Here is a 23,955-nt window from a genome sequence, read left to right as displayed (position 1 = left end):
TAAAGAAATGAACTTATATCCATTTGTCGAGCGGCTTGCCGCACGCCATGGCCGGCCACGCTCCGGCGCGAGGCGCGCAGCCTCGATCCGCGGAATTATCCGCGATCGACTACCTTGAGATTGTTGTAATCGTGAAATTGTCGCGCGAAGCCAGCGAACGATAGGTTCCCACAGCTCTGGATTCGCCGTGAGGCTGTGCTACTTTTGTAAAAAACAAAGAGCGTATGGGAGGAATAAAATGTCAGTAATACTGACGCGTATGTTCCGGTATCTGCGTATATGCCTCATAGAGGCGGGAACGACTCATTGTATACATAATATCAACGATGTTCCCGCCGACCGGGCGGGGCCAGATCCGCGCCCTGTGTCACGCCGCCTCCCGCGCCGCGAGAACTTCAAGACTGTTGCGTAATGTTTGTGGCGCGATGTTGCGGGTGATGAAGACGATGCGGGTGGCGTGATCCTCGCTCGGCCAGGCGGCGAGCTGCACCGGAGGGTGCAGCACGTTCTGCACGGCGTGCACCACCATCGGCCGATCCTCGCCTTCCAGCGCCACGATGCCCTTCATCCGCAGCAGGTCGTTGCCGCGCAGCGAGAGGATCGAGCGCAGCCAGCGCCGCAGCGCCTCCCGGCGGACCGGCCGGTCGAGCGTGACGGCGAAGGCGGCGATGCCGCCGTCATGGTGGGAATGGGTTCCGGCCTGCGCCTCCTCGAAGGCACGCTCGTTCAGCCAGGCGAGCACGTCGCCGCCGGTCCGCGAGGGATGTTCCGGCACCAGGGCGAACAGCGCGTCCGGCGCGATGGCGCCGTGCTCCACCTGCCGGATGGCGGCGCCCGGGTTCAGCCGGCGGATGTCGGCCGCGAGCCGCTCGGGCGCGCCCGCCGGGGCGATGTCGGACTTGGTCAGCACCACGATATCGGCGAGCGCTACCTGGTGGCGCGCCTCCTCGAAGCTTTCGAGCTGGCCGGCGCCGTTCGCCGTGTCGAGCGTCGTGACCACCGCGCGCAGGGTGAAGCGCTCGGTGAGCAGGCGCTCGGTCAGGAAGGCGTGGATGAGCGAGGCGGGGTCGGCAAGGCCGGTCGTCTCGATGGCGATGCGCGAGAAGGGCGGCAACACGCCCTGCTCGACCTTGGCGCAGAGCTCGTCGAGCGTGTCGACGAGGTCGCCGCGCACGGTGCAGCAGATGCAGCCGCTCTGCAGCACCACCGCGTTCTCGACCGCGCTCTCGACCAGCAGGTGATCGATCGCGACATCGCCGAACTCGTTGATGACCACCGCCGTGTCGGCCATCCCGGGGTCGCGCAGCAGATGGTTCAGCAGCGTGGTCTTGCCGCTGCCGAGGAAGCCGGTGATCAGGATGACGGGGATGGGCGGCGAGCGATCCGGCATCGTCGGGCCTTTCGTCCGGGCGTCAGAAGTCGAGCTCCAGGATGTAGAGGCCGCCGGCGTGGCGATCGGCGCAATAGACGATGCCGTTCTCGTCGACATAGACCTCGTTGATCTGCGTCGCCGGCACGCGGGCATTGGCCGGGGCGCCCGGCACGAAGGCGGCCACTTCGCGCGGGACCAGCGGGTCGGAGATGTCGTGGACCCTCAGGCCGCCGTTGAACAGGGTCGAGAACAGCAGCGTCTCGGACTGCAGCGCCGTGTCGCGCGGCGGGTTCTCATGCACGTTGTGGCAGCCGAAGCGACCGCCCTTGTGCCGGTACTCCTCGAAGGAGGGCATGGGCAGCGTGCCGAGCGGCACCAGATTGTCCTCGCGCCGGGCGTCGATCAGCCAGGTCAGCTTCGGCCAGTCGAAGCCGTCATCGTGCACGCATTCATGGGTGGCGACGAGCAGGTCGCGTCCGAACAGCGGCAGCAGCGTGTGGGCGAAGCCGGGGAAGGGCGGGTTGGGATTGAAGCTCGAGATCACCGTCGGGCGCGACTTGTCGGAGATGTCGAACACGTAGAAGCCGCCGTCGATATAGCCGACATAGGCGCGGTCAGGCCGGGCGGGGTAGACGTTGGTGTTGTGGCAGCGGAAGCCGCTGTCGATGGCGAGCCGCTCCGGCGCGAGCGCGTCGTCGCCCTCCGCGGTGCCGGGCATCCACCAGCGCCCGGCCTCGACCGGACGCGAGGGGTTGCGCACGTCGATGATGCGGTAGGCCTGGTCGTCGAGCTGGTTGCGCGGCGTGAAGTCGGCGGCGCCGGCGGCGCAGTGGATGAACTCGCCGTCGACGAACCACACCTGGTGCACGCCGCGCGAATAGGGGCCCGAGCAGTCGAAGAAGCTGACGGAGCGCGGGTTCTCCGGCACCGAGATGTCGAACAGCTCGATGCCGGCCGGCTGCAGGCCGGGCGTCGCGGTCTGGTAGGCCACCGCCATCAGGTCGCCGCTGGTCTCCAGCGAGTTGGAGCGCACCATGTTGTGCGGCAGGTCGGTCTGGACGATCACGCGCGGCCGGCTGGGATCGGTGACGTCGACGCCGGTGAAGTTCTTCGGCGGTCCCTCATGCGCGAGCCACAGGATGCGCCGGCCGTCGGGCGCGCGCTGCAGCGACATACCCTCGCCGACCCCCCCGAAGCCGGAGAGCGGGTCGTGGGCGATGAGGCGCATGCCGGAGATGAGGTCGATCTTAACGTCGTCGGCCTTGATGTGATCGAGCATGCGTCGTCCTCCCGGCGGATCGGCGCGAGGCAAGGCCCGTCGAACGATCCCTGTGATTGTTAATTCCGAGGATGTTCGAACATATGCCCTATGTCAATAAATGAACCCCAAATTGTCCGGACAGGACCCTGCGAGGTTGGCCAGCCTACCGCCCGTCATTGCCGGCCGAGAGGCTGCGCGAGATTTCCTCGTAGTTGCGCATGAGCACGTCGACGCTGCCCTGGAAGTGCTCGGCGAGGATGGCGGTGGCGCGGTTGGCATCGCGCGCGATGGCCGCTTCGGCCACCGTGCGGTGCTGCTCGCGCACGCGCCGCAGCAGCGGCTCGGACGCCGAGGTGACGACGATCACCGCGCGCCGGTAGCGCTGGAAATGGTCGGAGAGCGCGCCGCAGAAGTGCAGCAGCCAGGGCGAGCCGCAGGCGGCGATCAGGCTGCGGTGAAAGCGGTCGTGGCGCTGCTCCCACTCGTCGATCGTCTTGCGCTCCCCCACCGAATGGGGAATCGGCGCACGCTCCAGCCGGTGCAGGGCGGCGAGGATTTCCGCTTCCCAGTTCTCGTCGCCGCTGGCGATGGAGCGGCGTAGCGCGTTGCAGCTCAGCTCGGTGCGCAGCGCACAGAGGTCGTGCAGGTCCGACAGCGACAGCGGCGCGACGGTGTAGCCGCGGTGCCCCTCGAAGCGCACGAGCTGGTCCGAGACCAGGCGCGAGAGCGCTTCGCGCAGCGGGGCGATGCCAACGCCGTAGGCGGCGCTCATCTGGCGGAAGCGCAGGCGCTCGCCGGGCTTGAGGTGGCCGGCGATCAGGTCGCGCCGGAGCCTCGAATAGATCTCGATGCCCAGGGTTGTGGTGTCGTCGTCATTGGTCGCGACGGGTTGCAGGGACACGGGACGCATACTCCGAAAGGGCGATGAAAAATCGCCACAATCATAAGCGCAGGACAGTTTCGATCAAAATGCCGATGTTCGAGCGCGTGCTGGAGAATGGTCTAATCCGCCGTTTCCGGGCTTTCGGCCAACCGCCGCAGCACCGAGCCGACGCCCTCGAGGAAGGTGTCGACCGCGTTGCGGATCATGGTCGAGCGGTCCACCGCCATCGGGAACCGGTACACGATCTCGCGCACGCCATAGTAGAAGATGCCGCCCTGAAGGGTCCAGAACAGCTCGATTTCCTCGGCCGCGGGCGGGCCGTCGCCGAGGCCGAAGCTCTTGCGGGTGGCGAGCGTGATCGGGCGCAGCACTTCGGCTTCCACGGTGGCGGCATAGCGGTGGTTGATGTCCACCCCGCGCAGGCCGGCGAACAGGTAGATGCGCAGCCATTCCGGGGTGAAGATGGTGCGCGTGTAGTCCTCGTAGAAGGCGATGATGCGGTCGCGGATCGGCTGGGTCTCGTCCAGCAGCCCCTCGCGCCACTGGGGCTTCCAGCGATTGACGTAGATCTCGCGATAGACCGCCGTGATCAGGTCGTCCTTGCTGGGGAAGTAGCGGTAGAGCAGGGGCTGGGTGACGCCGAGCCGCTGGGCGAGCTCGCGCGTGCCGGCCTCGAAGCCGACCTCGGCGAAGAGCTCGATCGCCTTGCGGACGAATTCCCTGTGCCGTTCCTCCGGCTTGTTGCGGGTGCGTCGCGGCGCCGGCTGGCGCTCGGCCGCCGCGACGGCTTTGGATAGGCGTTCGGCCATCTGCGGTTCGTCACATCCCCTCTTGTCCGGCCCGTGCGTGTCAGACGACCGGATTGTCCGCCTCCATGCCGAGTGCCAGACGGCCGAAGGCAGCATTGGCGACGTCGGTGCTGAAGGCAATATGCGCACTTATAGCATGCGCGTCGCGGAAGCGGCGCTGCTGGCTCCCGGCAAGGTAGAGCGCCTGCGCGCCGCTGGCGGCGTTGACCTCGTCCACGGCCTGCGTCGCGAGCTGGGTGGCGAAGGCGAGGTCGCGCCGGTAGGCGAACTTCGTCGTCATGTCCGGGACATGGCCGCGCCCGGCGTCGCGCATCGCCTCCTCGCAGATGGCGAGCATCATCCGGCGCGAATGGGCGAGCCGGGTGGCGGCGCTGCCGATGTGGATCTGGACGCTCTGCAGCTCCGCGAGCCTTGCGCCCGTGTAGTTGCCCGCGCGCTTGCGGGTCGAGGCGACATGGTCGGTCAGCGCGCCTTCGCCATTGCCGAGACCGACGCCGGACAGGATGGCGGGGAACAGCGCGAACACCGGCAGCCGGTAAAGCGGGGCGGGATGGCGCTCGCCGCCGGGCGTCGGCCCGCCTTTCAGATGCTCGGCCGAGACCGTCATCTCCTCGGGCACGAACACGTCGGTACACACGACGTCGTTGGAGCCGGTGCCCTTCAGGCCGGTGACATGCCAGGTGTCGAGGATCTCGTAGTCGGCGCGCGGGACGAGGAAGATCCGGTGGTCGGGCGCCTCGCCCTCGGTCCGCACGATGCCGGCGAGCATGTTCCAGCCGCACACGTCGACGCCGGAGGAGAAGGGCCAGCGGCCCGAGAGCTCGTAGCCGCCCGCCACCTTCTTCACCTTGCCCGCCGGGAAGATGAAGGACGAGGCGATGAGCGCGTCGGGGTTTTCCTTCCAGACGCGGTCCTGCGCGGCGGGCGGGAACATCGCCAGCATCCAGTGGTGGCTGGCGAGATTGGTGAGGTTCCACGCGCTCGAGGCGCAGCCGGCGGCGAGCGCCGCGCCGATGGTGATGAGGCATTCATAGCCGAGCTCGGCGCCGCCGACCGCCCGCGGCTGGAGCATGCGGTAGAGCCCGCTGTCATGCAGGTCGCGCTCGTTCTCGGGCGGCAGGCGGCGCAGCGCCTCGGCCTGCGGCGCGCGGCCGGCGAGGATGGAGGCGAGGTCGGTGGCGCGCTGGAGCAGTTCGTCATGCCGGCTGTCGGCGGGCGAGCGCACCGCCGGGGGAGCGGCGGTCGGGGAGGTGGTCCGGGTCATCGTCGCCTCCCTCAGGCCCGCCGGCGGCGATCGAGGAACAGCGTCGCCTCCAGATTTTCGCCCACCTGCTCGAAGCGGTCGGCGAGGCGCTTCAGTTCGGGAATGCGGGAGGTGTCGAGGCTCGCCACGTCCGGCCAGTCCACCTCCACGAGATTGCCGCCGGGATCGCGCAGATAGAGCTGCACGGTGCCGTCCGGCATCTCGTTGACGCCGTTGCCGAAGGTGGCGTGGTCGATCAGCCCGGCCTCGCGGGCGCGCTCGTACACGCCCATGAAGTCATCCACATTGATGGCGAAGTGCTGGTAAACCGGCGTGGTGTCCGGCAGGCCGAAAATGTGCAGCTGCTGGTCGCCGCAGCGCAGATACTGTGTGCGGAAACCGAAATTGTAGGTGGGAATGGTCTCCATGCCGAAAACCTCGACATAGAAGCGCACGGAGGCATCGACGTCCCTGGCGCCGATGGACAGATGATTCAGGCCTGTGGCTCGCATGGCGTTCCTCCATATTAATTATCAGTTGATAAATTAACATGGCGGGCGATGGCGGCGCAAGGCCAGCTTGACACCTCGGGAGAAATTAGTTTTCACTCGATAAATAACAACGTTCGGCCTTGTTCCGCAAGGCTTGACTGAGGGCGCCACAGCGACAGCGCCGGGAGGAAGATTCATGGCCCGCCATCTCAAGACGGCGCGTTCCATCGCGGAGCGTGCCGATGCCGACGCGCAGGTGCGCGCCACCGTCGAGACCATCCTCAAGGAGATCGAGGCGGGCGGCGACGCCGCGGTGCGCTCCTATTCGGAGCGGTTCGACAAATGGTCGCCGGCGAGCTTCCGGCTGTCGGAGCAGGACATCGAGGCGGCGCTGTCGAAGGTCTCGAAGTCCGATCTCGACGACATCCGCTTCGCCCAGGCGCAGGTGCGCAACTTTGCCGAAAAGCAGCGCGCCTGCCTGACCGACCTCGAGGTCGAGACCCTGCCCGGCGTCATCCTCGGGCACCGCAACGTGCCGGTGGAGCGCGTGGGCTGCTACGTGCCGGGCGGCAAGTACCCGATGGTCGCCTCCGCCCATATGAGCGTGGTGACGGCCAAGGTGGCCGGCGTGCCGAGCGTTGTGGCGGCAGCGCCGCCGTTCCAGAACGGGCCGCACCCGGCCATCGTCGCGGCCATGCACCTTGCCGGCGCGGACGAGATCCTGGTGCTCGGCGGCGTGCAGGCGGTGGCGGCGATGGCGCTCGGCACCGAGACCATCGCGCCGGTCGACATGCTGGTCGGCCCCGGCAACGCCTATGTGGCGGAGGCCAAGCGCCAGCTCTTCGGCCGCGTCGGCATCGACCTGTTCGCCGGCCCCACCGAGACGCTGGTGATCGCCGACGAGACGGTGGACGCGGAAATCTGCGCGACCGACCTGCTGGGGCAGGCCGAGCACGGCCCGACCTCGCCGGCGATCCTGCTGACCAATTCGGAGAAGCTCGCGCGCGAGACGCTGGCGGAGATCGACCGGCTGCTGTCGATCCTGCCGACGGCGGAGATCGCCTCCGTCTCCTGGCGCGACTTCGGCGAGGTGATCGTGTGCGACGGCTATGAGGAGATGGTGGCCGAGGCCGACCGCATCGCCTCCGAGCATGTGCAGGTGATGACCGCCGACCCCGACTACTTCCGGAACAACATGCGCAACTATGGCGCGCTGTTCCTCGGCCCGCGCACCAACGTCGCCTATGGCGACAAGGTGATCGGCACCAACCACACGCTGCCCACGCGCCGCGCCGCGCGCTACACCGGCGGCCTGTGGGTCGGCAAGTTCATCAAGACCTGCACCTACCAGAAGGTGACGAGCGATGCCGCGAGCGCCGAGATCGGCGCCTATTGCTCGCGGCTGTGCGTGCTCGAAGGATTCCTCGGTCATGCCGAGCAGGCCAATGTCCGTGTGCGGCGCTATGGCGGCGACAACGTCGCCTATGCGAGCGCGGCGCGGGCAGGGCGCTGACCGCTATCCTTCCTGATCGGCGTCCTCCAAGACTCGGCCGGAGCTCGCTCCGGCCGATTTTTTTGTCCTGAGATATCTCGAATTTCAAACAGTGAGATATCAGGAATGGCAGCGGACGAGGCCATGTCCATGTTACGCAATGGTATTCCATGAATTCATCCCTTTCATCGAGCTCATGTTGACGTTATCGAGCGATCAATATAACGTTCGTGATATCTCAGGTATGAGGTCGTTCGCATGAACCTGGTTCGCAACAGGGTGTATGAGATGGTCCGGCGGGACATCCTGTCCTGTGCCATCGTGCCCGGTTCCGAGCTGCGGGAGGCGGACCTCGCCGAGCGCTTCGGCGTCAGCAAGTCGCCCGTCCGTGACGCCATGCAGAAGCTGGAGCATGAGGGGCTGGTCGAGATCGAGCCGCGGCGCGGCCATCGCGTGCGCCCGGTCTCGGTGAGCGACGCGGCCGACCTGCTGGAGCTTCGCCTGATCCTTGAGGCGGCCGGCGTGCGCAAGGCCGCTTCCGTGGCCAGCGACGCCGAGCTGAAGGACCTCGACGCCTTCCGCAACGCCGACACGGCCTCGATCCCGCTCTTCACCGAGTATAACCGCCGCTTCCACTGCCATCTGGCCTCGCTCTCGCGCAACAAGAGGTTGTGCGAGGAGATCGGCCGGATGATGGATCTCTATGAGCGCCTGTGCATGCTCGGCCTCACCGTGGTGAGGACGCACAACCAGCATGTCGGGCCGCTGCACGAGCACAACGACATTATCGACGCCCTGCAGGCCCGCAACGGCAACGCCGCCGCGCGCATGCTGAGGCGCCATATCGGCCAGTCGCAGGACCAGATCCTGCGCGCCCTCGAAAGCCGTCCGATCGTCGCCTGACGGGACGGCCTTCGCCGCGCATCCGGCGGATGTCGGCTGCGCCTTACTCCGGAAGAACCCCTCATGGGGAAGCCGCAGACCCGTCCCGCCCTTCAGAAGGCGGGCTGCGGCGAGGAAACGCCACAGGTCGTCCCGACGCCTCGCCGGCGAATGCCGGCGGCTGCGCGCGACACGGAGGAGCTCCATGAACGCCTTTTCCAACACCATCGTCGCCGCCGATCGGGCAAGGCCCGCGATGGCCGGGGGCGACCCGGACATCGTCATTTCCGCCGACGGGCTGGTGAAGACCTTCAACGGCGAGGTCATCGCCCTGGACCGCGCGACCTTCGACATAAGGCGCGGCTCGTTCGTCTCGCTGGTCGGGCCGAGCGGCTGCGGCAAGTCCACCCTGCTGCGCCTCGTCGCCGGGCTGATCGCCAAGACCGGCGGCGAGCTCAGCGTCCTCGGCCACGGCGTGAACGGCCCTTCCAGCGACGTGGCGATGATGTTCCAGCGCCCGACCCTGCTCGACTGGCGCACGGCGGTGGAGAACGTGCTGCTGCCGACCGAGGTGAAGCGCTCCGCCACCAATGCCGACCGCCGGCGGGCGATCGACCTGCTGAACCTCGTCGGCCTGAAGGATTTCGCCTTCAGCTTTCCGCGCCAGCTCTCGGGCGGCATGCAGCAGCGCGTGGCGCTCGCCCGGCTGCTGCAGACCGGCGCCAACATCCTGCTGCTCGACGAGCCCTTCGGCGCGCTGGACGAGTTCACCCGCGAGCGGCTGAACCTCGAGCTGATGCGCATCGTCGAGGACGTGGACGCCACGGTGCTGTTCGTCACCCACAACATCGCCGAGGCGATCTTCCTCGCCGACCAGGTGATGGTGATGACGCCGCGCCCGGGCCGGCTCGCCCGGATCGTCGACGTGCCGTTCGAGCGGCCGCGCGGCGTGGAGCTCATGCAGACGCCGGAGTTCAACGGCCTCGTCGGCGAGGTCCGCTCCATCCTGGGAGGGCATTGAGATGAGCCTCGCCGCCAACGAGCACTTCGCCGGCAGCCCGCAGGCCGGCTCCGCCCGCGCGCTGGTCATCGGGCGCATCGCCCGCCATCTCGCGCTGTTCCTGTCGATCATCGCCGTCTGGGAGCTGGCCAGCGCGACGCAGTTCGTTGACCCGCTGATCCTGCCGCGCCCGAGCGCCATCGTCGTCGCGCTCTACGGCATGCTGTTCGTGCAGGGCAACGCCTGGTACCACATGGGCATCACGCTGTGGGAGGCGCTGGCCGGCTTCGTCATCGGCTCGGTGGTCGGCATCGCGCTGGCGGTGGCGGCCGGGCTCAGCGAGACCTTCCGGCGCTACATCTCGCCCTATGTGATCGTGCTGCAGGTCATTCCGCGCATCGCGCTGGCGCCGATGATCATCGCCTGGCTCGGCTTCGGCACCAGCCCGAAGATCGCCATCGGCGCGCTGATCTGCTTCTTCCCGCCCTTCATCAACACGCTGACCGGCCTCGTCAACACCGACGAGGACGCGAGCGAGATGTTCCGCTCGCTCGGCGCCAGCAAGCGGCAGATCTTCTTCAGCCTGATGCTGCCCAACGCCATGCCGATCATCATGGCCGGGCTCAAGGCGGCGATCTCGCTCGCGCTGATCGGCGCCATCGTCGGCGAGTTCATCTCGGCGGGCGAGGGGATGGGCGTGCTGATGCAGCGCTACAGCTTCGCGCTCAACATGGCGGCGTCCTTCGCGGTGCTCGTGATGCTGACCGCGGTCGGCTACCTGCTCTTCGTCGCCATGGAGGAGGTTGATGAGTACCTCGTCTACTGGCGCAGCGACGCGCGCATGGCGGCGATGAGCCGCCGGTGCGCCAAGGCCTGGCGGGCCGACTGAGGTCCCGCCGCGCCGTCACCTGAAAATACCGGAAGAACCGCTTCAACGAGACGACCCGCAAAGGGTCGATGGGAGGATTTTGCCATGTTCAAGAGCGATGCATTGGTCGCCGGCAGGCGAGCGACCGAAACGAAGAGTGCCGGCGGGATACGTACCGGTGGCATATGCGCCGGGTTGGCTGCGCTGGCGCTCGCCGCCACGCTGCTGCCGGCCCCGACCCCGGCAAAGGCCGACGAGCTGAAGACGGTGAACGTCATCATGCCGCTGCCGCGTTCGGCCAATTTCTACCCGATCGTCGCCGGCGAGGCGCTCGGCTACTTCGCCGACGAAGGCATCGAGGTGAACCTGCTGCCGTCCTCGACCACGGTTCCCTACGTCGCCTTCGTGCAGAACGGCCAGGCCGAGCTCGCCATGCTCGACGCGCCGCAGACCTTCCAGGCGGTGCAGGCCGGCATCAAGATCAAGGTGATCTACGAGGCGCACCAGAAGGCGCCGGAAGGCGTCGCCGTGCTCGCCGACAGCCCCTACAAGTCGGTCGCCGACCTCGAGGGCAAGACGGTCGGCCTCGTCAGCGACCGCGATCTGGTGACGCTGACCATCGCCCTCAACCACAAGGGCGTGCCGATCTCCGACGTGCATACGGTGGTGGTCGGCGAGGCCGGCCCGACCATGGCGTCCGCGCTGAAGAGCGGGCGTGTGGTCGCCATCGCCGGCGCGACGCCGGACTGGCTGTCGCTGGAGGCGGCCGGCATGGACATCCGCCTCATCACCCCGACGGAGATGGAGGACCAGCCGGCCAACTCCTTCGTCGTCTCGGCCGACCGGATGGACGAGTTGCGCAAGACGCTGGAGGGCTTCTTCCGCGCCTATTCGAAGGGCATGGAGGTCGCGAAGATCGACCCGCAGGTCCTCTCCGCCATGCTGAAGAAGGCGGTGCCGGAGGAATGGCCCAACGAGGAGTTCGGCCAGAAGTTCGTCGATGCCTCGGTCGACCTCGCCTATTCCATCACCGACAAGAAGGGCGACGTGCAGGCCGAGGTCTGGAAGGCCGTGCAGCCGCCGCTGGTGAAGGTGGGCGAGCTGAAGGCCGAGATCGACCCGGCCACCTTCCTCGACGCCTCCATCATCGGCCCCGCCAACGACTATTCGCGCGACGAGATCGTCGCCGACGTCGCGGCCTGGAAGCAGAAGAACATGTGAGCGACGGCCGGCGGGCGGATCTTCCGTCCGCCGGCGCTTCGCCGCGCATCACGGGACGGCGGCGCGCGAGCCGAGCCCGCGCAAGCACCGACCTGCAGAGGACTGACCCGAGGACTGACTCATGGATCACAGCATCATCGACACCGCCACGCTGGGCGGCAACGTGAACCGATACGGCCCCACATCCGCCCGCAAGCCCTCCGCCGACCCGGCGCGGCTCGACACCGTCACGGTCGACATCCACGCCCATATCGGCGTGCCGGAGGCGCAGGCCTATGTCGCCCCGCATCTCGATGTGAGCGGGATCGCCATGGTGAAATACTCCAATGAAGAGACGCGGGCGGTGAACCAGCGCCAGGACCAGGACCGCGCGGGGACGATGGTGGACATCGACGACCGCATCAAGGTGCTGGACAAGCTCGGCATCTCGATCCAGGTCGTCGCCCCTCCGCCGTTCCAGTGCTACTACGCGGTCGATGCCGCCCATGGCGTCGTCGCCAACCGCATGGTCAATGACGGCATCGCCGCCTTCGTGGCGAAGCGCCCGGACCGCTTTGCCGGCCTCGGCACCCTCGCCATGCAGGACCCGGAAAGCGCGCCCGCCGAGCTCGAGCGCTGCGTGCGCGAGCTCGGGCTCAAGGGCGTCGAGCTGCTGACCAACGTCAACGGCCGCGAGCTCTCGGCGCCGGAATTCGAGCCGGTCTTCGCCAAGGCGGAGGAGCTCGGCGCGCTGGTGATGATCCACCCGAACGGCTTCACCGGCGGCGAGCGCTTCACGCGGTTCTACTTCAGCAACATCATCGGCAATCCGCTCGAGACTACGGTCGCGCTGCACTACCTGATCTTCGACGGCGTGCTGGAGCGCCATCCGAAGCTCAAGCTGCTGGCGGTGCATGGCGGGGGCTACCTGCCGGCCTATTCGGGCCGCATCGACCACGCCTGGGGCGCGCGCCGCGATTCCAATGCCGGTCTTCCGCGCCCGCCGAGCGACTATCTGCGCCTCGTCTATTTCGACAGCGTGGTGTTCACCCCGCACCAGCTCGAATATCTCGTGAACACCTATGGCGCCGACCATGTGGTGATGGGGACGGACTATCCCTACGACATGGCCGACTATGACCCCGTGCAGCACGTGCTCAGCGTCGACAGCTTCGACGACGAGACGCGGGCCCGGGTAGCCGGCGGCAATGCGGTCGGGCTGCTCGGACTGTGACGATGGGATTGCTGAGCGAGCGCGCGCCGTTCCAGGCGTTTCCGGACCGGCCGCGCATGCACCTTCCGGGCGATGCCCGGGTGGCGGTGTGGATCATCGTCAATGTCGAGGAGTGGTCGATCGCGCGGACCATGCCGCGCACCGTGCTGCCTCCGCCCATGGGCCAGCCGCTGATGCCGGACCTGCCCAACTGGGCGTGGCATGAATACGGGATGCGTGTCGGCTTCTGGCGGATCCTGAAGGCGCTGGAGACGCGGGGCCTGCGGGTCACCTTCGCCGTCAACGGCCATGTGTGCCGCAGCTATGAGCGGGTCGCCCGCGCCGCGCACGATGCGGGCTGGGAGTTCATGGGGCACGGCTATCTGCAGCGCCCCATGCACCAGCTCGAGGACCAGCGGGCGGCGATCGTCGACACGGTCGAGACCATCCGCGCCTTCACCGGGGGTCCGCCTCCGGGCTGGGAAAGCCCGGGCCTGACGGAGAACGAGCAGACGCTCGACCTGCTGAAGGAAGCCGGGATCGGCTATGTCGCCGACTGGGTGATCGACGACCTGCCGTTCGAACTCGCCACCGCGCACGGGCCGATGCTCTCGGTGCCCTATTCGGTCGAGACCAACGACATCGTCGTGCACGCGGTGCAGCACCAGCCCTCCGACGCCTTCCGCCGCCGCTGCCTCGACCAGTTCGACCGGCTGTGGGAGGAGGGGGCGGAGAACGCCCACGTCATGGCGATCAGCACCCATCCCTACCTGACCGGCGTGCCGCACCGCATCGCCCATTTCGAAGCGCTGCTGGACGATGTGCTCGGGCGTGGCGGCGTGGCGATGATGACGGGCGAGGAGATCGCCGACTGGTATCGCGCCGAGAAGGCCCGGATCGACGGGGAACCGGCCCGCTAGGTCCGGCGGTCTCCCGCCCGTGCCGTCAAAACTCGGGCAAGGGCGGGGCGCCCGGCGCGACGGGAAGCGCCTCGTCGCGCCAGAAGTCCGCCCCGAGGGGGCCGAGCAGGGCGGCGAAGGTCTCCGGCTTCGTCAGGTCCCCGGCGGCGAGGGCGGCGATCTCGACGCCGACGGCCAGCAGGTGCTCGCGCCGGCGCCGCTCCGCGCCCGGCAGCAGCGGCGAGGGCGAGAACAGCACCGCCTTCGCCCGCTGCCCGTCCCAGAACAGCATGTCGGCCGGCACCCATTCGCTTCCGTTCGCGGATGGCACGCGGACCAGCGCGCGCGGCAACGGCAGCGGCGCGGAATAGAGCGTGTCCTCGGGTGCGAACAGGCCGGCGAGGGGGGCGAGCCGGTCGAGGATGGCGCCGCGATGGGTCTCGATCTGGCTTTGCAGGTAGGCGAAATAGGCGTCGACGAAGGACGCGGCGAGACGGTTCCACGGGCCCGACAGGCGCTTGAGGTGGTCGGCGAGGCGCTGGTCGAGCGGCACGTGCCCCTGCCCGATGGGCGGCGGGGGCAGCACGAAGCGCTCGCTGTTCAGCCGCAGCGCCTCGCCCGGCACGAGGCTTATGCGTGGAACGCTTTCGGCGGGCGCCGCGCCCGCCGCCGGCCGGTCGGCGCCATAGGCGACGTCGACCGGAGCGGCAGATGGAACGCCCGAACCCTCCCGCGTCAACGGCGGGTCTCGGGATGCCAGGCGAGGATCCGCCGGCGCAGCAGTTCCACCGACTTCACCACCAGGAAGCCGAGGATGATGATCTGGACGATGCCGGAGAACACGCCGACCGAGTCGGCAAAGCGCCCGGCCATGATCATCGCGCCGCCCACGCCGCGCCCGCCCATCAGCATCTCGGTGACGATGGTGGTGATCATGCCGACCGGCAGGGCCACCTGAAGGCCGGTGATGATCTGCGGCATGGCCATGGGCAGGTAGACTTCCCACAGCAGCTCGCGCTCCTTGGCCCCGAACGAGCGGGCCGACCAGATCGGCCATTTGTCGAGGCCCGCCGTGCCGGCATAGGTCGCCGAGACGATGGGGAAGAAGCAGGAGAACGCGACCATGATGATCTTCGAGGTGTCGTAGATGTCGAACCAGAGCACAAAGATCGGCAGGAAGGCGATCTTCGGCATCGGGAAGCCGATCGACACCAGCGGGTCGAGAAACCAGCGCACCACGGCGGAACGAGCCATCAGGATGCCTGCGGGAATGCCGATGATCGCCGCGATCACGAAGCCCACCAGCGCGCGGTAGAGCGTCAGCCCCACATCGACGAGCGCCGTGCCGGCGAGGATGTCCTCCCAGAGCCGCTCCAGCACCACGCTGAGCGGCGGCAGCAGGAAGGGGTTGAGCGCGCCGAAACGGGCGCCGAACTCCCAGATGCCGGCGATGACGGCGACCACCGTCACCTGCACGCCGATGTCGATCACCTGCGGGGCGATGCTGCGCGAGGGGCGCGGGGCCTTGCGCACGGGAGAGTTGGGGGCGCGCGCCAGCGGCCTTGCCTCGGCCATGTCGATCATGCCTCCCTCCAGCGAAGGAGCCGCCGGGCGAACGCCGCATAGGTGCGGTCGGCCGCGAAGCCGATTCCGGCGACGAAGAAGATGGCGGCGAACATGGCCGGATACTGGCCGCCGTCGCCGAGCGAGCTGATGAGGAAGCCGACGCCGTCGGTGGCGATGACGAACTCCGAACTCACCATCAGGATGAAGGAGAAGGCGAGCGCGGTCCGGCATCCGCTCAGGATGTCGGGCATCGCCGCCGGCAGCACCACCTCGCGCAGCACGTCGAAGCGCGAGGCGCCAAGGCTCGCCGCCGACCACAGGAGGAACGGGTTGACCCCGCGCGCGCCGTTGTAGGTGCCGACCACCACCGGCAGCATGCAGCCGAGGAAGATCAGCAGGATCTTGGAGCTGTCGCCGAGCCCGAGCCAGATCATCACCACCGGGATCAGCGCCGATTTCGGCATCGGGTAGAAGATCTGGACGATCGGGTTGAACAGCAGCCGGGCGGAGCGGAACGAGGCCATCAGCAGCCCCAGCATCACGCCGACCACGATCGCTCCCGCGAGCCCGGTCGCCGCGCGCCCCACCGAGCGGGCGGTGTTGTAGAGCAGGTCGCCGTTCAGCAGCATGCTCATGAAGGCGCTGCCGATCTCGCCGAAGCCGGGCAGCATCTGCTGCGAGATCAGGCCGCTGAGGCCCAGCGCCTCCCAGAGGAGGGCGAGGAGCAGGACCGGAGAGAAGCGCACCAGCACGCTGATCAGCGTGTAGGAAAAGCCGGGCCCGCGGCTTCGTGGGGCGTCGAGGGTGCTGCTCATCAGTGCGCCCCCCGCGTCGCCGCCACCGCCTGTTCGCGCACCAGCCGCCAGATATGCTCGCTGAGCTGGATGAATTCCGGGTTTTCAAGGATCGTCTCGTCGCGGTCCTTGGGCATGTTCACGTCGATCACGTGCTGCACCCGGCCGGGGCGGGCGCTCATGATCGAGATGCGGTCGGCGAGGAAGACCGCCTCCTGCACGTCATGGGTGACGAAGACCACGGTCTTGCGGCTGTTGCGCCAGATGGCGCGCAGTTCCTCCTGCATGACGCGCCGCGTCTGCGCGTCGAGCGCGCCGAAAGGCTCGTCCATCAGGAGGATGCCGGGGTCGACCGCGAGCGTGCGGGCGATGGCGGCACGCTGCTGCATGCCGCCGGAGAGCTGGGAGGGGTAGGCGTTCTCGAAGCCGGTGAGGTGCACCATGTCGATGTAGCGCTGCGCCCGCTCGGCGCGCTCGGCCGGGCCGAAGCCCGCCTTCTTGAGCCCGTAGAGCACGTTGTCGCGCACCGTCTTCCAGGGAAACAGCGCGAAGTTCTGGAACACGATGCTGCGGTCGGGCCCCGGCGCGGTGACGCGGCCGGTCGCGGTCGAGATCTGCCCCGACTGGACGGGGATGAAGCCGCCGATCAGGTAGAGCAGGGTGCTCTTGCCGCAGCCCGAGGGACCGAGGAGGCAATGGAACTCGCCATCCTCGATGTCGATGTTGATGCCGTCGAGCGCCAGCGTTCCCGCGCCGCGTGCCCCATAGGTATGGGACACGTCCTGGACCGAGATGCCGCTGGGGGCATGGGCGGCCTGCCGGCGCGCCGTGGCGGCGAGCTGGGTCGCGCTCATTGGCCCGCCTCGATCCGCTTCTGGGCTTCCTTTACGAAGCTGAGGTCGACATGCTCCGGCGAGACCTGGATGCCGCGCGGGGCGAGGCCGAGATCGACCGCGATGTCGATGCTGTCCTGGATCGACTTGACGTTCGGCACCATGAACGGATCGCGGTAGTAGTCCTCCTTGGTGAAGAGGTAGCTCAGCGAATCCGGCGGCTGCTGCATGAAGTCGGCGATGATCTTGATCGCCTCCTTCCGGTTCTTCGGGTCGGTGAACCAGCGCACCGCGCGCACGTGATCCTCGAAGAAGTCCATCAGCGCGGCGCGGTTGGCGTCGAGGAACTTGCCGTTGGCGGCGAGGAAGACCAGCTGGGACGGGCCCATCGCGTCGGCCGAGGTGAACAGCACCTTGTACTTGCCGGTGTCGAGAAGCTGCTTCGACATTGGCTGCAGCACCGTGCCGAGGTCGATCTTGCCCTCGTCGAGCATGGCCGGGATGTTCGGGAAGGCGACCTCGACCATGGTGAAGTCGCGCTTGTCCTGCATCTTGTTCTTGCGGAACATCGCCCGCATCGCGGTGTCGGAGGCCGAGCCGATGGCGTTGGTACCGACGCGCTTGCCCTTCATGTCCGTCACCTTCTCGATCCCCGAGTCGGCGCGGACCAGGAAGGTCTCGCTGTGCGAGCCGTTGACGCCGTCCTGGATGATGTCGGCGACGACCTTCACGTCGAGATGGGCGTTGGTCACGGCCAGCGCGAGCACCAGCGGGCCGAAGGCGGCCATGTCGATCTCGCCCGCCGCCATGGCGGTGATCTGGGGCGAGGAGCCGCGGAAGCGGATCGGCTCCACCGTGTAGCTCTTGCCGTAGTGCTTCAGGATGTCCGGCTTGCTGTACAGCACCGGAATGAGATGGCCGGGCATGGTCGACCAGCCGATGCGGATCTTCACGGGGTCGGCACTTGCCGTCGAAATGGCGCCAGGGGTCAGGGTGAGGGCCGCCAGAGCGGCCGCGAGCGCAAGTGCGTCGCGTCGAGTAGCCATGGACGTATTCTCCCGTTGCTCCCGGATCGTTGCCGGGTGACGTGTTTTTCTGGGCAGGTAGGACCGGATGAAACATCGGACCCCCTTTTTGCGGGGGTTGGCCGTCCGGTCGATTTGGCGTCGCGTGCCATCGGTAGGGTATCCGGCATCGCCTGCTTATTTATCGTTAGATAATCAGGCAAATGTTCGATCATGTCAACGATGCATGAGAATTCCCCGGCTGTTCAGGCGGGAGATTCGACGCGTCGCTCAGCGCCCGCCCGACACCGGAAGGATCGCGCCGGTGACATAGGAAGACGCGGGCGAAGCCAGCCACAGCACGGCGGCGGCGACTTCCTCCGCCGTGCCGGGGCGCTGCATCGGAACGGCCGGCCCGAGCCGGGCCAGCCGGTCCGGGGCGCCGGCCGCCGCGTGCAGGTCGGTGGCGATGAGGCCGGGGGCGACCGCGTTGACGCGGATGCCCTCGGCCGCCACCTCGCGGGCGAGGCCGGCGGTCAGGCTGTCGATCGCCCCCTTGCTGGCGGCGTAGTGGATCCATTCGCCCGCGCCGCCGAGCTCGGCCGCCCGCGAGGACATGTTGACGATGGCGCCGCCGCGCCCGCCCTTGCCGGTCGACATGCGCCGCACCGCCTCGCGGCAGCACAGGAAGCTGCCGACGACGTTGATCGCCAGAACGTCGTGGAGGGCGGCGGCGCTGATCGCCTCGAGTCGGCCGAGCGGGCCGACGCCGCCGGCATTGTTGACCAGCACGTCGGGCGGGCCGAACGTCGCGTCGACCGCGCTGAACAGCGCGAGCACGTCCTCCTCGCGCGCCACGTCGGCGGAGATGACGAGCGCCTCGCCGCCGGCCTTCTCGACGTCGCGGGCGACGCTTTCAGCGCCGGCGGCGTCGGAACGGTAGGTCAGCGCGACGCGGTAGCCGGCCGCGCCGGCGGCCCGCGCGATGGCGGCGCCGATTCCCTTGGAGCCGCCTGTCACGATCATCGTTCGATCAGTCGTCGGCATGGCTGCCCTCCTATGTGACGGTTACGAAACGATCCTGGCCGGCCGCGGCGATGATCGCCTCGAGCACGGCGACGCCGTGGACCATCTGCGCGGCGCTGATGGGGTAGGGCGCGCCGCCGCCGGCCGCATGAGCGAAGGCTTCGAGCTCCGCGCGCACCGTGTCGAAGCCGGAAAGGGTCTCGACGAGCGGCGGCAGGGCGGGCTTGCCCGGCCCGCGCGCGGCGGGCCGGATGGTCATCTGGTCGAGCGTCGGGCCCTCGATGGAGACCACGGCCTGCGAGCCGTAGACGGTGAAGCGGAACACGGGGGCGGTGGCCGAGAAGGCGAGCAGCGTGGCGGTGACCCCGCTGCGCAGCCGCAGCGAGACGCTGGTCGTGTCCTGCGCGCCCGAGGGTGCGGCGCGGTTGAGGCTCTGGCAGGCCACCGCGTCGATCTCGCCGAGAAGGTCGATCATCAAATCGACGAGGTGGATGCCGAGCCCGGTCATGCCGCCGGCGGGCGACTGTTCCGGGTCGGTGCGCCACACGCCGCCCGGCAGGAACAGCGCGCTGGAGGAGGTCATCTCCGCGTGGCAATGCAGCACGGTGCCGACCTCGCCGGCGCGCAGCATCTCCCGCAGCCGGGCGACATGGGGATGGAAGCGCCGGTTGTGGCCGAGGCCGAGCGCGATGCCCGCCTTTGCGGCGGCTGCCACCGCGGTCTCGGCGCTGGCCCGCGTCATGGTGAAGGGCTTCTCGACGAAGACGTGCTTGCCGGCGGCCGCCGCCTGCACGATCTGCCCGGCGTGCTGGAGATGGGGCGTCGCCAGCACCAGCGCGTCGACGCCCGGCGCCGCCAGCACCGCCTCGTAGCTGTCCTCGAGGGCGATGCCGGCGAGGGCGGCGTAGTCCGCCGCCCTGGCGCGGTTGCCGGTCGCCGCACGGGTGAAGCGGATCAGCCCGCTCTTGCCCTGCACGGCGTCGACGAGGGTCCGGCCCCAACTGCCGAGCCCGATGATCGCGGCATTGAGCATGAGGCCTCCCTCAGAACGCGACCTGGTCCGCGCCCTTGAGCTGAAGGATCTCGCGCGCCTCGTCCGGGGAGGCGAGCTCGAGGCCCATGCCTTCGAGGATCTGCCGTGCCTTGCGCACCTGCGCGCCGCTGGAGGGGGCGAGCTCGCCCGGCCCGATCCACAGCGAATCCTCGAGGCCGACGCGCACATTCGCGCCCATCGAGGCGGCCATGGCGGCGACCCGGAGCTGCGAGGCGCCGGCCCCCAGCACCGACCAGCGGTACTGGTCGCCGAACAGCCGGTCGGCGGTGCGCTTCATGTGCATGATGTCCTCGGGGTGGGTGCCGATGCCGCCGAGGATGCCGAACACCGACTGCACGAACAGCGGCGGCTTGACGAGGCCGCGGTCGAGGAAGTGCTTGAGGTTGTACAGGTGGGCGATGTCGTAGCACTCGAACTCGAACCGGGTGCCGTTGTCGTAGCAGGTCTCGAGAATGTACTCGATGTCCTTGAACGAGTTACGGAAAACGAGATCGCGCGTCGCCTCGAGATGCTGCCGCTCCCAGTCGTGCTTGAAGTCCTTGTAGCGGTCGAGCAGGTGGTAGAGGCCGAAATTGATCGAGCCCATGTTGAGCGAGGCGACCTCCGGCTTGTAGGTCGCGGCCGGCAGCACCCGCTCCTCGACCTTCATGTAGGGGCTGCCGCCGGTGGTGATGTTGATGGCGGCGGAGGTCTGCTGCTTGATCTGCGGCAGGAAGCGGCCGAACGCCTCGGGCGTCTGGTCCGGCTTGCCGGTTTCGGGATTGCGGGCGTGCAGGTGAAGGATCGCCGCGCCGGCCTCGGCGGCGCCGATCGCGTCGGCGATGATCTCGTCCGGCGTGACCGGCAGGTGCGGCGACATGGAAGGGGTGTGGATCGCGCCCGTGCAGGCGCAGGTGACGATGACCTTGCGGGCAGTGGCCATGGATCGGCTCCGGGAATGAGCGGAATGGGGACGGCGGCGCCGTGCCGCCGTCCTGCGGTGCGGTCCGGAACGCGGGCTACTTGATCGCCTGCGGGTTGATCGGCGAGCCGGTTCCCCCGGTGATGATGAGCGGCGGGCCGCAGAAGAAGAACTCGTAGACGCCGTCCTTCGCGCAGTCCTCGGCGAGCTCCTTCAGGTAGAAGATCTCGCCCATGCACAGGCCCATGGCTGGGATCACCACCCAGTGCCAGGGCTGGTTGGCATCCGTGGTCTCGTTCGGCCGCACCTCGACGCCCCAGGTGTCGGAGCAGATCGCGGCGATCTCCTTCTCGTGGCACCAGTAGCAGTTCTCGAACTTCACGCCCGGCGCGTCGCCGCCGGCATAGCCGCCCCATTCGCCCTCGGCGAGACAGCGCTCCATCTGGCCGGTGCGGATGATGACGAAGTCGGCCTTGCGGATCTCGACCCCCTGCTTCTTGGCGCAGGCGTCGAGCTCGTCGTTCGAGATCGATTCGCCATCCTGCAGCCAGTCGACGCCGCGGAAGCGGGCAATGTCGAGCAGCACGCCGCGCCCGTTCATCTTCGCCCGCGAATGCTCGATGCCGAGCACGGACAGGCCGCGCGAGTCGATCAGCTTGGCGTCGTGGCCGTTATAGGCCTTGTCCTCGTAGAAGACGTGGCCCAGCGCGTCCCAGTGCGTCGCGCCCTGCACGCACAGGTGCAGCGTGTCGTCGGCGTAGCGGATCTTGTTCCAGTCCTGCTGCCCGCTCACCGCATCGGTGCCGGTGGCGAGCATCTGGTGGATCGGGTTGAAGCGCCCGCCGAACAGCCCGTTCTGCGGGCCCTCGCGGTCCAGCGGGATGCCGAGCGAGAAGACGCGCCCGCTCTTGATGAGCTTGGCGGCGTCGACGATGTCCTGCGGCGTGACGTGGTTGAGCGTGCCGCTGTGATCGTCCTTGCCCCAGCGCCCCCAGTTCGAGAGCTTGCGGGAAGCTTCCGCGATTGCGTCGCGTCCGACGGTGATATCCATGGGTTTCCTCACTTTTTTCGGATTCTTTTGAGCCGGCGACAGGCCCGGCACGGCCGGGAAAGGCAGCGCCGCATGCCGATGCCGGCGGGCGGCGCCCAGATGGCGCGACGGGCTTTTCAATGCCGTCGAATTTGTTTATCGTCTGATAAATATCAGAACGAATGACCGGCTTTGTCAATCGTCAGATGAGCTCGAATCGCAGGGAGGGGGATAGCGCGGCGGGCGCCGGCGGGCAGGCGGGGCATCAGCGATCCTGATCGGCGCGATCAGAACTCATGGTTTCGCCGCGCGCCCGCGCCCTCGCTAGCGTCACCTAAGGACCGGAGGCGGCAAACGCCCCGGCGGACAATCGGGAGAGGAGACGTGCCATGACGGGTTCAACCGGGCCGGAGATCACGGATGTCGTCGCGTCCGGCGACGCGCAGCTCGCCGCGCGGGTGGACGGGCCGGAGGGCCTGCCCTGGATCGTGCTTTCCAATTCGCTCGCGACCGACCTCACCATGTGGGACGACCAGATCCCGTTCCTCACAAAGGCCTACCGCGTGCTGCGCTACGATACGCGCGGCCATGGCCGCTCCAGCGCGCCGTCGGGACCTTATGATTTCGACATACTGGTGGCGGACCTCGTGGCGGTGATGGACCATTTCGGCGTCGGCCGGGCCGATGTCCTCGGCCTCTCGCTCGGCGGCATGACGGCGCTCGGCCTCGGCCTTGCCCATCCCGGCCGGGTGGGGCGGCTGGTCTGCGCCGATGCGCGCGCCGATGCCCCGCCGCCCTTCGTGGCGGGCTGGGACCAGCGCATCGCCGCCGTGTCGGGGCACGGCATGGGCGCGGTGCTGGCGGGCACGATGGAGCGCTGGTTCACCGAGGCGACGCGGCAGGAGCGCCCGGAGGTGATCGACCGCGCCGCCCGCATGGTTCTGTCGACCTCGCCGGTCGGCTATATCGGCTGCGCCGAGGCGCTGAAGGGGCTCGACTATCTGCGCCGGCTGCCCGGCATGAAGCCGCCGGTGCTGTTCATCGGCGGCGCCGAGGACGGCGCCGCGCCGGCCGACGCCATGCGCGCCATGGCCGATGCGACGCCCGATGCGCGCTTCGATTCGATCCCGGGTGCGGCGCATATCGCTAATATGGAAGACGTTGCCGGCTTCAATGCCCGGCTGGCGGATTTCCTCGACCTTTCCAGACAAGCTGCGGAGTCGGTTGCGTGACAGTTGAGACGAAGAAGGAGGCCGTCGGCATCGTCGGCCTCGGCATCATGGGCTCCGCCTATGCGAAGAACCTGCTGGAGCGCGGCTACGAGGTCGTCGGCACCGACGTCACCGAGCCCGCCATGGCGACGCTCACGGCGCAGGGCGGGCGCGCCGTCGGTTCGGCCTGGGAGGTCGCCGAAGGGGCCGATATCCTTCTGCTGGCGCTGCCTTCGGTGAAGGCGCTGGAGATCGTGACCGCCGACCTCGCCGGCGCGCTGCGCCCGGGTGCCGTGGTGTGCGAGATGGGCACGCTGCCGATCGAGGCCAAGGAAGCCTGCCGCGCCGCGCTGGAGCCGAAAGGCGCCATCGTGCTGGACTGTCCCGTCAGCGGCACCGGTGCGCAGGCGGCGATGCGCGACCTCGCCATCTATGCGAGCGGCGAGGAGGCGGGCTTCCGCAAGGTCGAGGCGGCCTTCGGCGCCTTTGCCCGCGACGTGCGCTACTGCGGCGGCTTCGGCACCGGCATCAAGCTCAAATACATCGCCAACCTTCTGGTGACGATCCACAACCTCTCGACCGCCGAGGCGCTGCTGCTGGCCGAGCGCTCGGGGCTCGACCTCAACCTCGTCTTCGACGCGATCCGCTCGGGTGCCGGCAATTCGCGCATGTTCGAGGTGCGCGCGCCGCTGATGATCGAGAACCGCTACGAGCCGGCGACGATGAAGCACGACATCTACATCAAGGACTTGCAGCTCATCATGGACTTCGCTCGCGAGATGCGCACGCCGACCCCGCTGATGGCGGCGTGCCTGCCCTTCTACTTCGCCGCGCTCGCCGAAGGGCGGGGCAAAGAGGACACCGCCTCGCTGTTCGCCGTGCTCAAGGGCATGACCGAGCCGCGCGGCACGGAGGATTGAGCG

The 23,955-nt window shown here is 68.2% G+C and carries 24 protein-coding genes; 9 read left to right on the top strand and 15 right to left on the bottom strand.

The features are described 5' to 3' along the window. Nucleotides 1–367: 367 nt before the first annotated feature. The 6 genes from NVS83_RS17905 to NVS83_RS17880 all read right to left on the bottom strand — a co-directional run bounded on the left by NVS83_RS17905 (nt 368) and on the right by NVS83_RS17880 (nt 6,080). Nucleotides 368–1,390 carry a CobW family GTP-binding protein gene (locus NVS83_RS17905; RefSeq protein WP_258740529.1) on the bottom strand — a complete coding sequence of 341 codons (1,023 nt, stop codon included), beginning with the start codon at nt 1,388–1,390 and terminating at the stop codon, nt 368–370. A gap of 22 nt (nt 1,391–1,412) precedes the next feature. Then, a complete protein-coding gene (locus NVS83_RS17900; protein WP_258740528.1) occupies nt 1,413–2,651 on the bottom strand; it encodes an LVIVD repeat-containing protein in 1,239 nt (412 codons plus the stop codon). A 145-nt stretch (nt 2,652–2,796) separates the two neighbouring features. After that, nucleotides 2,797–3,534 carry an FCD domain-containing protein gene (locus tag NVS83_RS17895; RefSeq protein WP_258733443.1) on the bottom strand — a complete coding sequence of 246 codons (738 nt, stop codon included), beginning with the start codon at nt 3,532–3,534 and terminating at the stop codon, nt 2,797–2,799. A gap of 101 nt (nt 3,535–3,635) precedes the next feature. After that, nucleotides 3,636–4,325: a TetR/AcrR family transcriptional regulator gene (locus NVS83_RS17890; protein ID WP_258740527.1), complete on the bottom strand. Its 690-nt coding sequence runs from the start codon at nt 4,323–4,325 to the stop codon at nt 3,636–3,638. Between the two features lie 40 nt (nt 4,326–4,365). After that, nucleotides 4,366–5,589, bottom strand: a complete 1,224-nt coding sequence (locus tag NVS83_RS17885; RefSeq protein WP_258740526.1) for an acyl-CoA dehydrogenase family protein — start codon at nt 5,587–5,589, stop codon at nt 4,366–4,368. 11 nt (nt 5,590–5,600) lie between these two features. Beyond that, the gene (locus NVS83_RS17880) at nt 5,601–6,080 is read right to left on the bottom strand and encodes a VOC family protein (protein ID WP_258733440.1); all 480 of its coding nucleotides are present in this window, start codon (nt 6,078–6,080) and stop codon (nt 5,601–5,603) included. Nucleotides 6,081–6,255: 175 nt separating this feature from the next. On the opposite strand from NVS83_RS17880, the gene hisD reads away from it, so the two are divergent. The 7 genes from hisD to NVS83_RS17845 all read left to right on the top strand — a co-directional run bounded on the left by hisD (nt 6,256) and on the right by NVS83_RS17845 (nt 13,634). Further along, on the top strand, nt 6,256–7,572 hold the full coding sequence (hisD, locus tag NVS83_RS17875; RefSeq protein WP_258740525.1) for a histidinol dehydrogenase: 1,317 nt from the start codon (nt 6,256–6,258) through the stop codon (nt 7,570–7,572). A 237-nt stretch (nt 7,573–7,809) separates the two neighbouring features. Beyond that, nucleotides 7,810–8,454, top strand: a complete 645-nt coding sequence (locus tag NVS83_RS17870) for a GntR family transcriptional regulator (RefSeq protein ID WP_258740524.1) — start codon at nt 7,810–7,812, stop codon at nt 8,452–8,454. A 184-nt stretch (nt 8,455–8,638) separates the two neighbouring features. After that, nucleotides 8,639–9,454 (top strand): ABC transporter ATP-binding protein, encoded by an 816-nt coding sequence (locus tag NVS83_RS17865; RefSeq protein ID WP_258740523.1) that lies wholly within the window; start codon nt 8,639–8,641, stop codon nt 9,452–9,454. 1 nt (nt 9,455) lies between these two features. After that, nucleotides 9,456–10,322, top strand: a complete 867-nt coding sequence (locus NVS83_RS17860) for an ABC transporter permease (RefSeq protein WP_258740522.1) — start codon at nt 9,456–9,458, stop codon at nt 10,320–10,322. 84 nt (nt 10,323–10,406) lie between these two features. Beyond that, a complete protein-coding gene (locus tag NVS83_RS17855) occupies nt 10,407–11,522 on the top strand; it encodes an ABC transporter substrate-binding protein (RefSeq protein ID WP_258740521.1) in 1,116 nt (371 codons plus the stop codon). 121 nt (nt 11,523–11,643) lie between these two features. After that, the gene (locus NVS83_RS17850) at nt 11,644–12,735 is read left to right on the top strand and encodes an amidohydrolase family protein (protein WP_258740520.1); all 1,092 of its coding nucleotides are present in this window, start codon (nt 11,644–11,646) and stop codon (nt 12,733–12,735) included. Between the two features lie 2 nt (nt 12,736–12,737). Beyond that, entirely contained in the window at nt 12,738–13,634 is an 897-nt protein-coding gene (locus NVS83_RS17845) for a polysaccharide deacetylase family protein (protein WP_258740519.1), read from the top strand. 25 nt (nt 13,635–13,659) lie between these two features. On the opposite strand, the gene NVS83_RS17840 is transcribed toward NVS83_RS17845, so the two are convergent. From NVS83_RS17840 to NVS83_RS17800, 9 genes are all read right to left on the bottom strand, one after another. After that, complete coding sequence (locus tag NVS83_RS17840) at nt 13,660–14,352, bottom strand: hypothetical protein (protein WP_258740518.1); 693 nt, start codon at nt 14,350–14,352, stop codon at nt 13,660–13,662. Continuing rightward, nucleotides 14,349–15,197: an ABC transporter permease gene (locus NVS83_RS17835; protein WP_258740517.1), complete on the bottom strand. Its 849-nt coding sequence runs from the start codon at nt 15,195–15,197 to the stop codon at nt 14,349–14,351. Before NVS83_RS17835 ends, NVS83_RS17840 begins: the two co-directional genes overlap by 4 nt. Next, complete coding sequence (locus NVS83_RS17830; RefSeq protein WP_258733430.1) at nt 15,194–15,994, bottom strand: ABC transporter permease; 801 nt, start codon at nt 15,992–15,994, stop codon at nt 15,194–15,196. Before NVS83_RS17830 ends, NVS83_RS17835 begins: the two co-directional genes overlap by 4 nt. Further along, entirely contained in the window at nt 15,994–16,827 is an 834-nt protein-coding gene (locus NVS83_RS17825; protein ID WP_258733429.1) for an ABC transporter ATP-binding protein, read from the bottom strand. The genes NVS83_RS17830 and NVS83_RS17825 overlap by 1 nt, the downstream gene beginning before the upstream one ends. After that, nucleotides 16,824–17,852 carry an ABC transporter substrate-binding protein gene (locus NVS83_RS17820; protein ID WP_258740516.1) on the bottom strand — a complete coding sequence of 343 codons (1,029 nt, stop codon included), beginning with the start codon at nt 17,850–17,852 and terminating at the stop codon, nt 16,824–16,826. The genes NVS83_RS17825 and NVS83_RS17820 overlap by 4 nt, the downstream gene beginning before the upstream one ends. A gap of 249 nt (nt 17,853–18,101) precedes the next feature. After that, nucleotides 18,102–18,857, bottom strand: a complete 756-nt coding sequence (locus NVS83_RS17815) for an SDR family oxidoreductase (protein ID WP_258740515.1) — start codon at nt 18,855–18,857, stop codon at nt 18,102–18,104. A 10-nt stretch (nt 18,858–18,867) separates the two neighbouring features. Then, nucleotides 18,868–19,869: a Gfo/Idh/MocA family protein gene (locus NVS83_RS17810; protein ID WP_258740513.1), complete on the bottom strand. Its 1,002-nt coding sequence runs from the start codon at nt 19,867–19,869 to the stop codon at nt 18,868–18,870. A 10-nt stretch (nt 19,870–19,879) separates the two neighbouring features. Beyond that, complete coding sequence (gene kce / locus NVS83_RS17805) at nt 19,880–20,812, bottom strand: 3,5-dioxohexanoate:acetyl-CoA acetone transferase (RefSeq protein ID WP_258733425.1); 933 nt, start codon at nt 20,810–20,812, stop codon at nt 19,880–19,882. Between the two features lie 76 nt (nt 20,813–20,888). Next, complete coding sequence (locus NVS83_RS17800; protein ID WP_258733424.1) at nt 20,889–21,842, bottom strand: cyclase family protein; 954 nt, start codon at nt 21,840–21,842, stop codon at nt 20,889–20,891. Between the two features lie 368 nt (nt 21,843–22,210). Between NVS83_RS17800 and NVS83_RS17795 the strand changes: the two genes are divergently transcribed. After that, on the top strand, nt 22,211–23,053 hold the full coding sequence (locus NVS83_RS17795) for an alpha/beta fold hydrolase (protein ID WP_258740511.1): 843 nt from the start codon (nt 22,211–22,213) through the stop codon (nt 23,051–23,053). After that, complete coding sequence (locus NVS83_RS17790) at nt 23,050–23,952, top strand: NAD(P)-dependent oxidoreductase (protein WP_258740510.1); 903 nt, start codon at nt 23,050–23,052, stop codon at nt 23,950–23,952. The genes NVS83_RS17795 and NVS83_RS17790 overlap by 4 nt, the downstream gene beginning before the upstream one ends. The last annotated feature ends 3 nt before the right edge of the window (nt 23,953–23,955 follow it).

The organism is Ancylobacter mangrovi, from assembly GCF_024752335.1.
GTDB lineage: Bacteria > Pseudomonadota > Alphaproteobacteria > Rhizobiales > Xanthobacteraceae > Ancylobacter > Ancylobacter mangrovi.
This window is presented reverse-complemented; position numbering and strand designations above follow the sequence as displayed.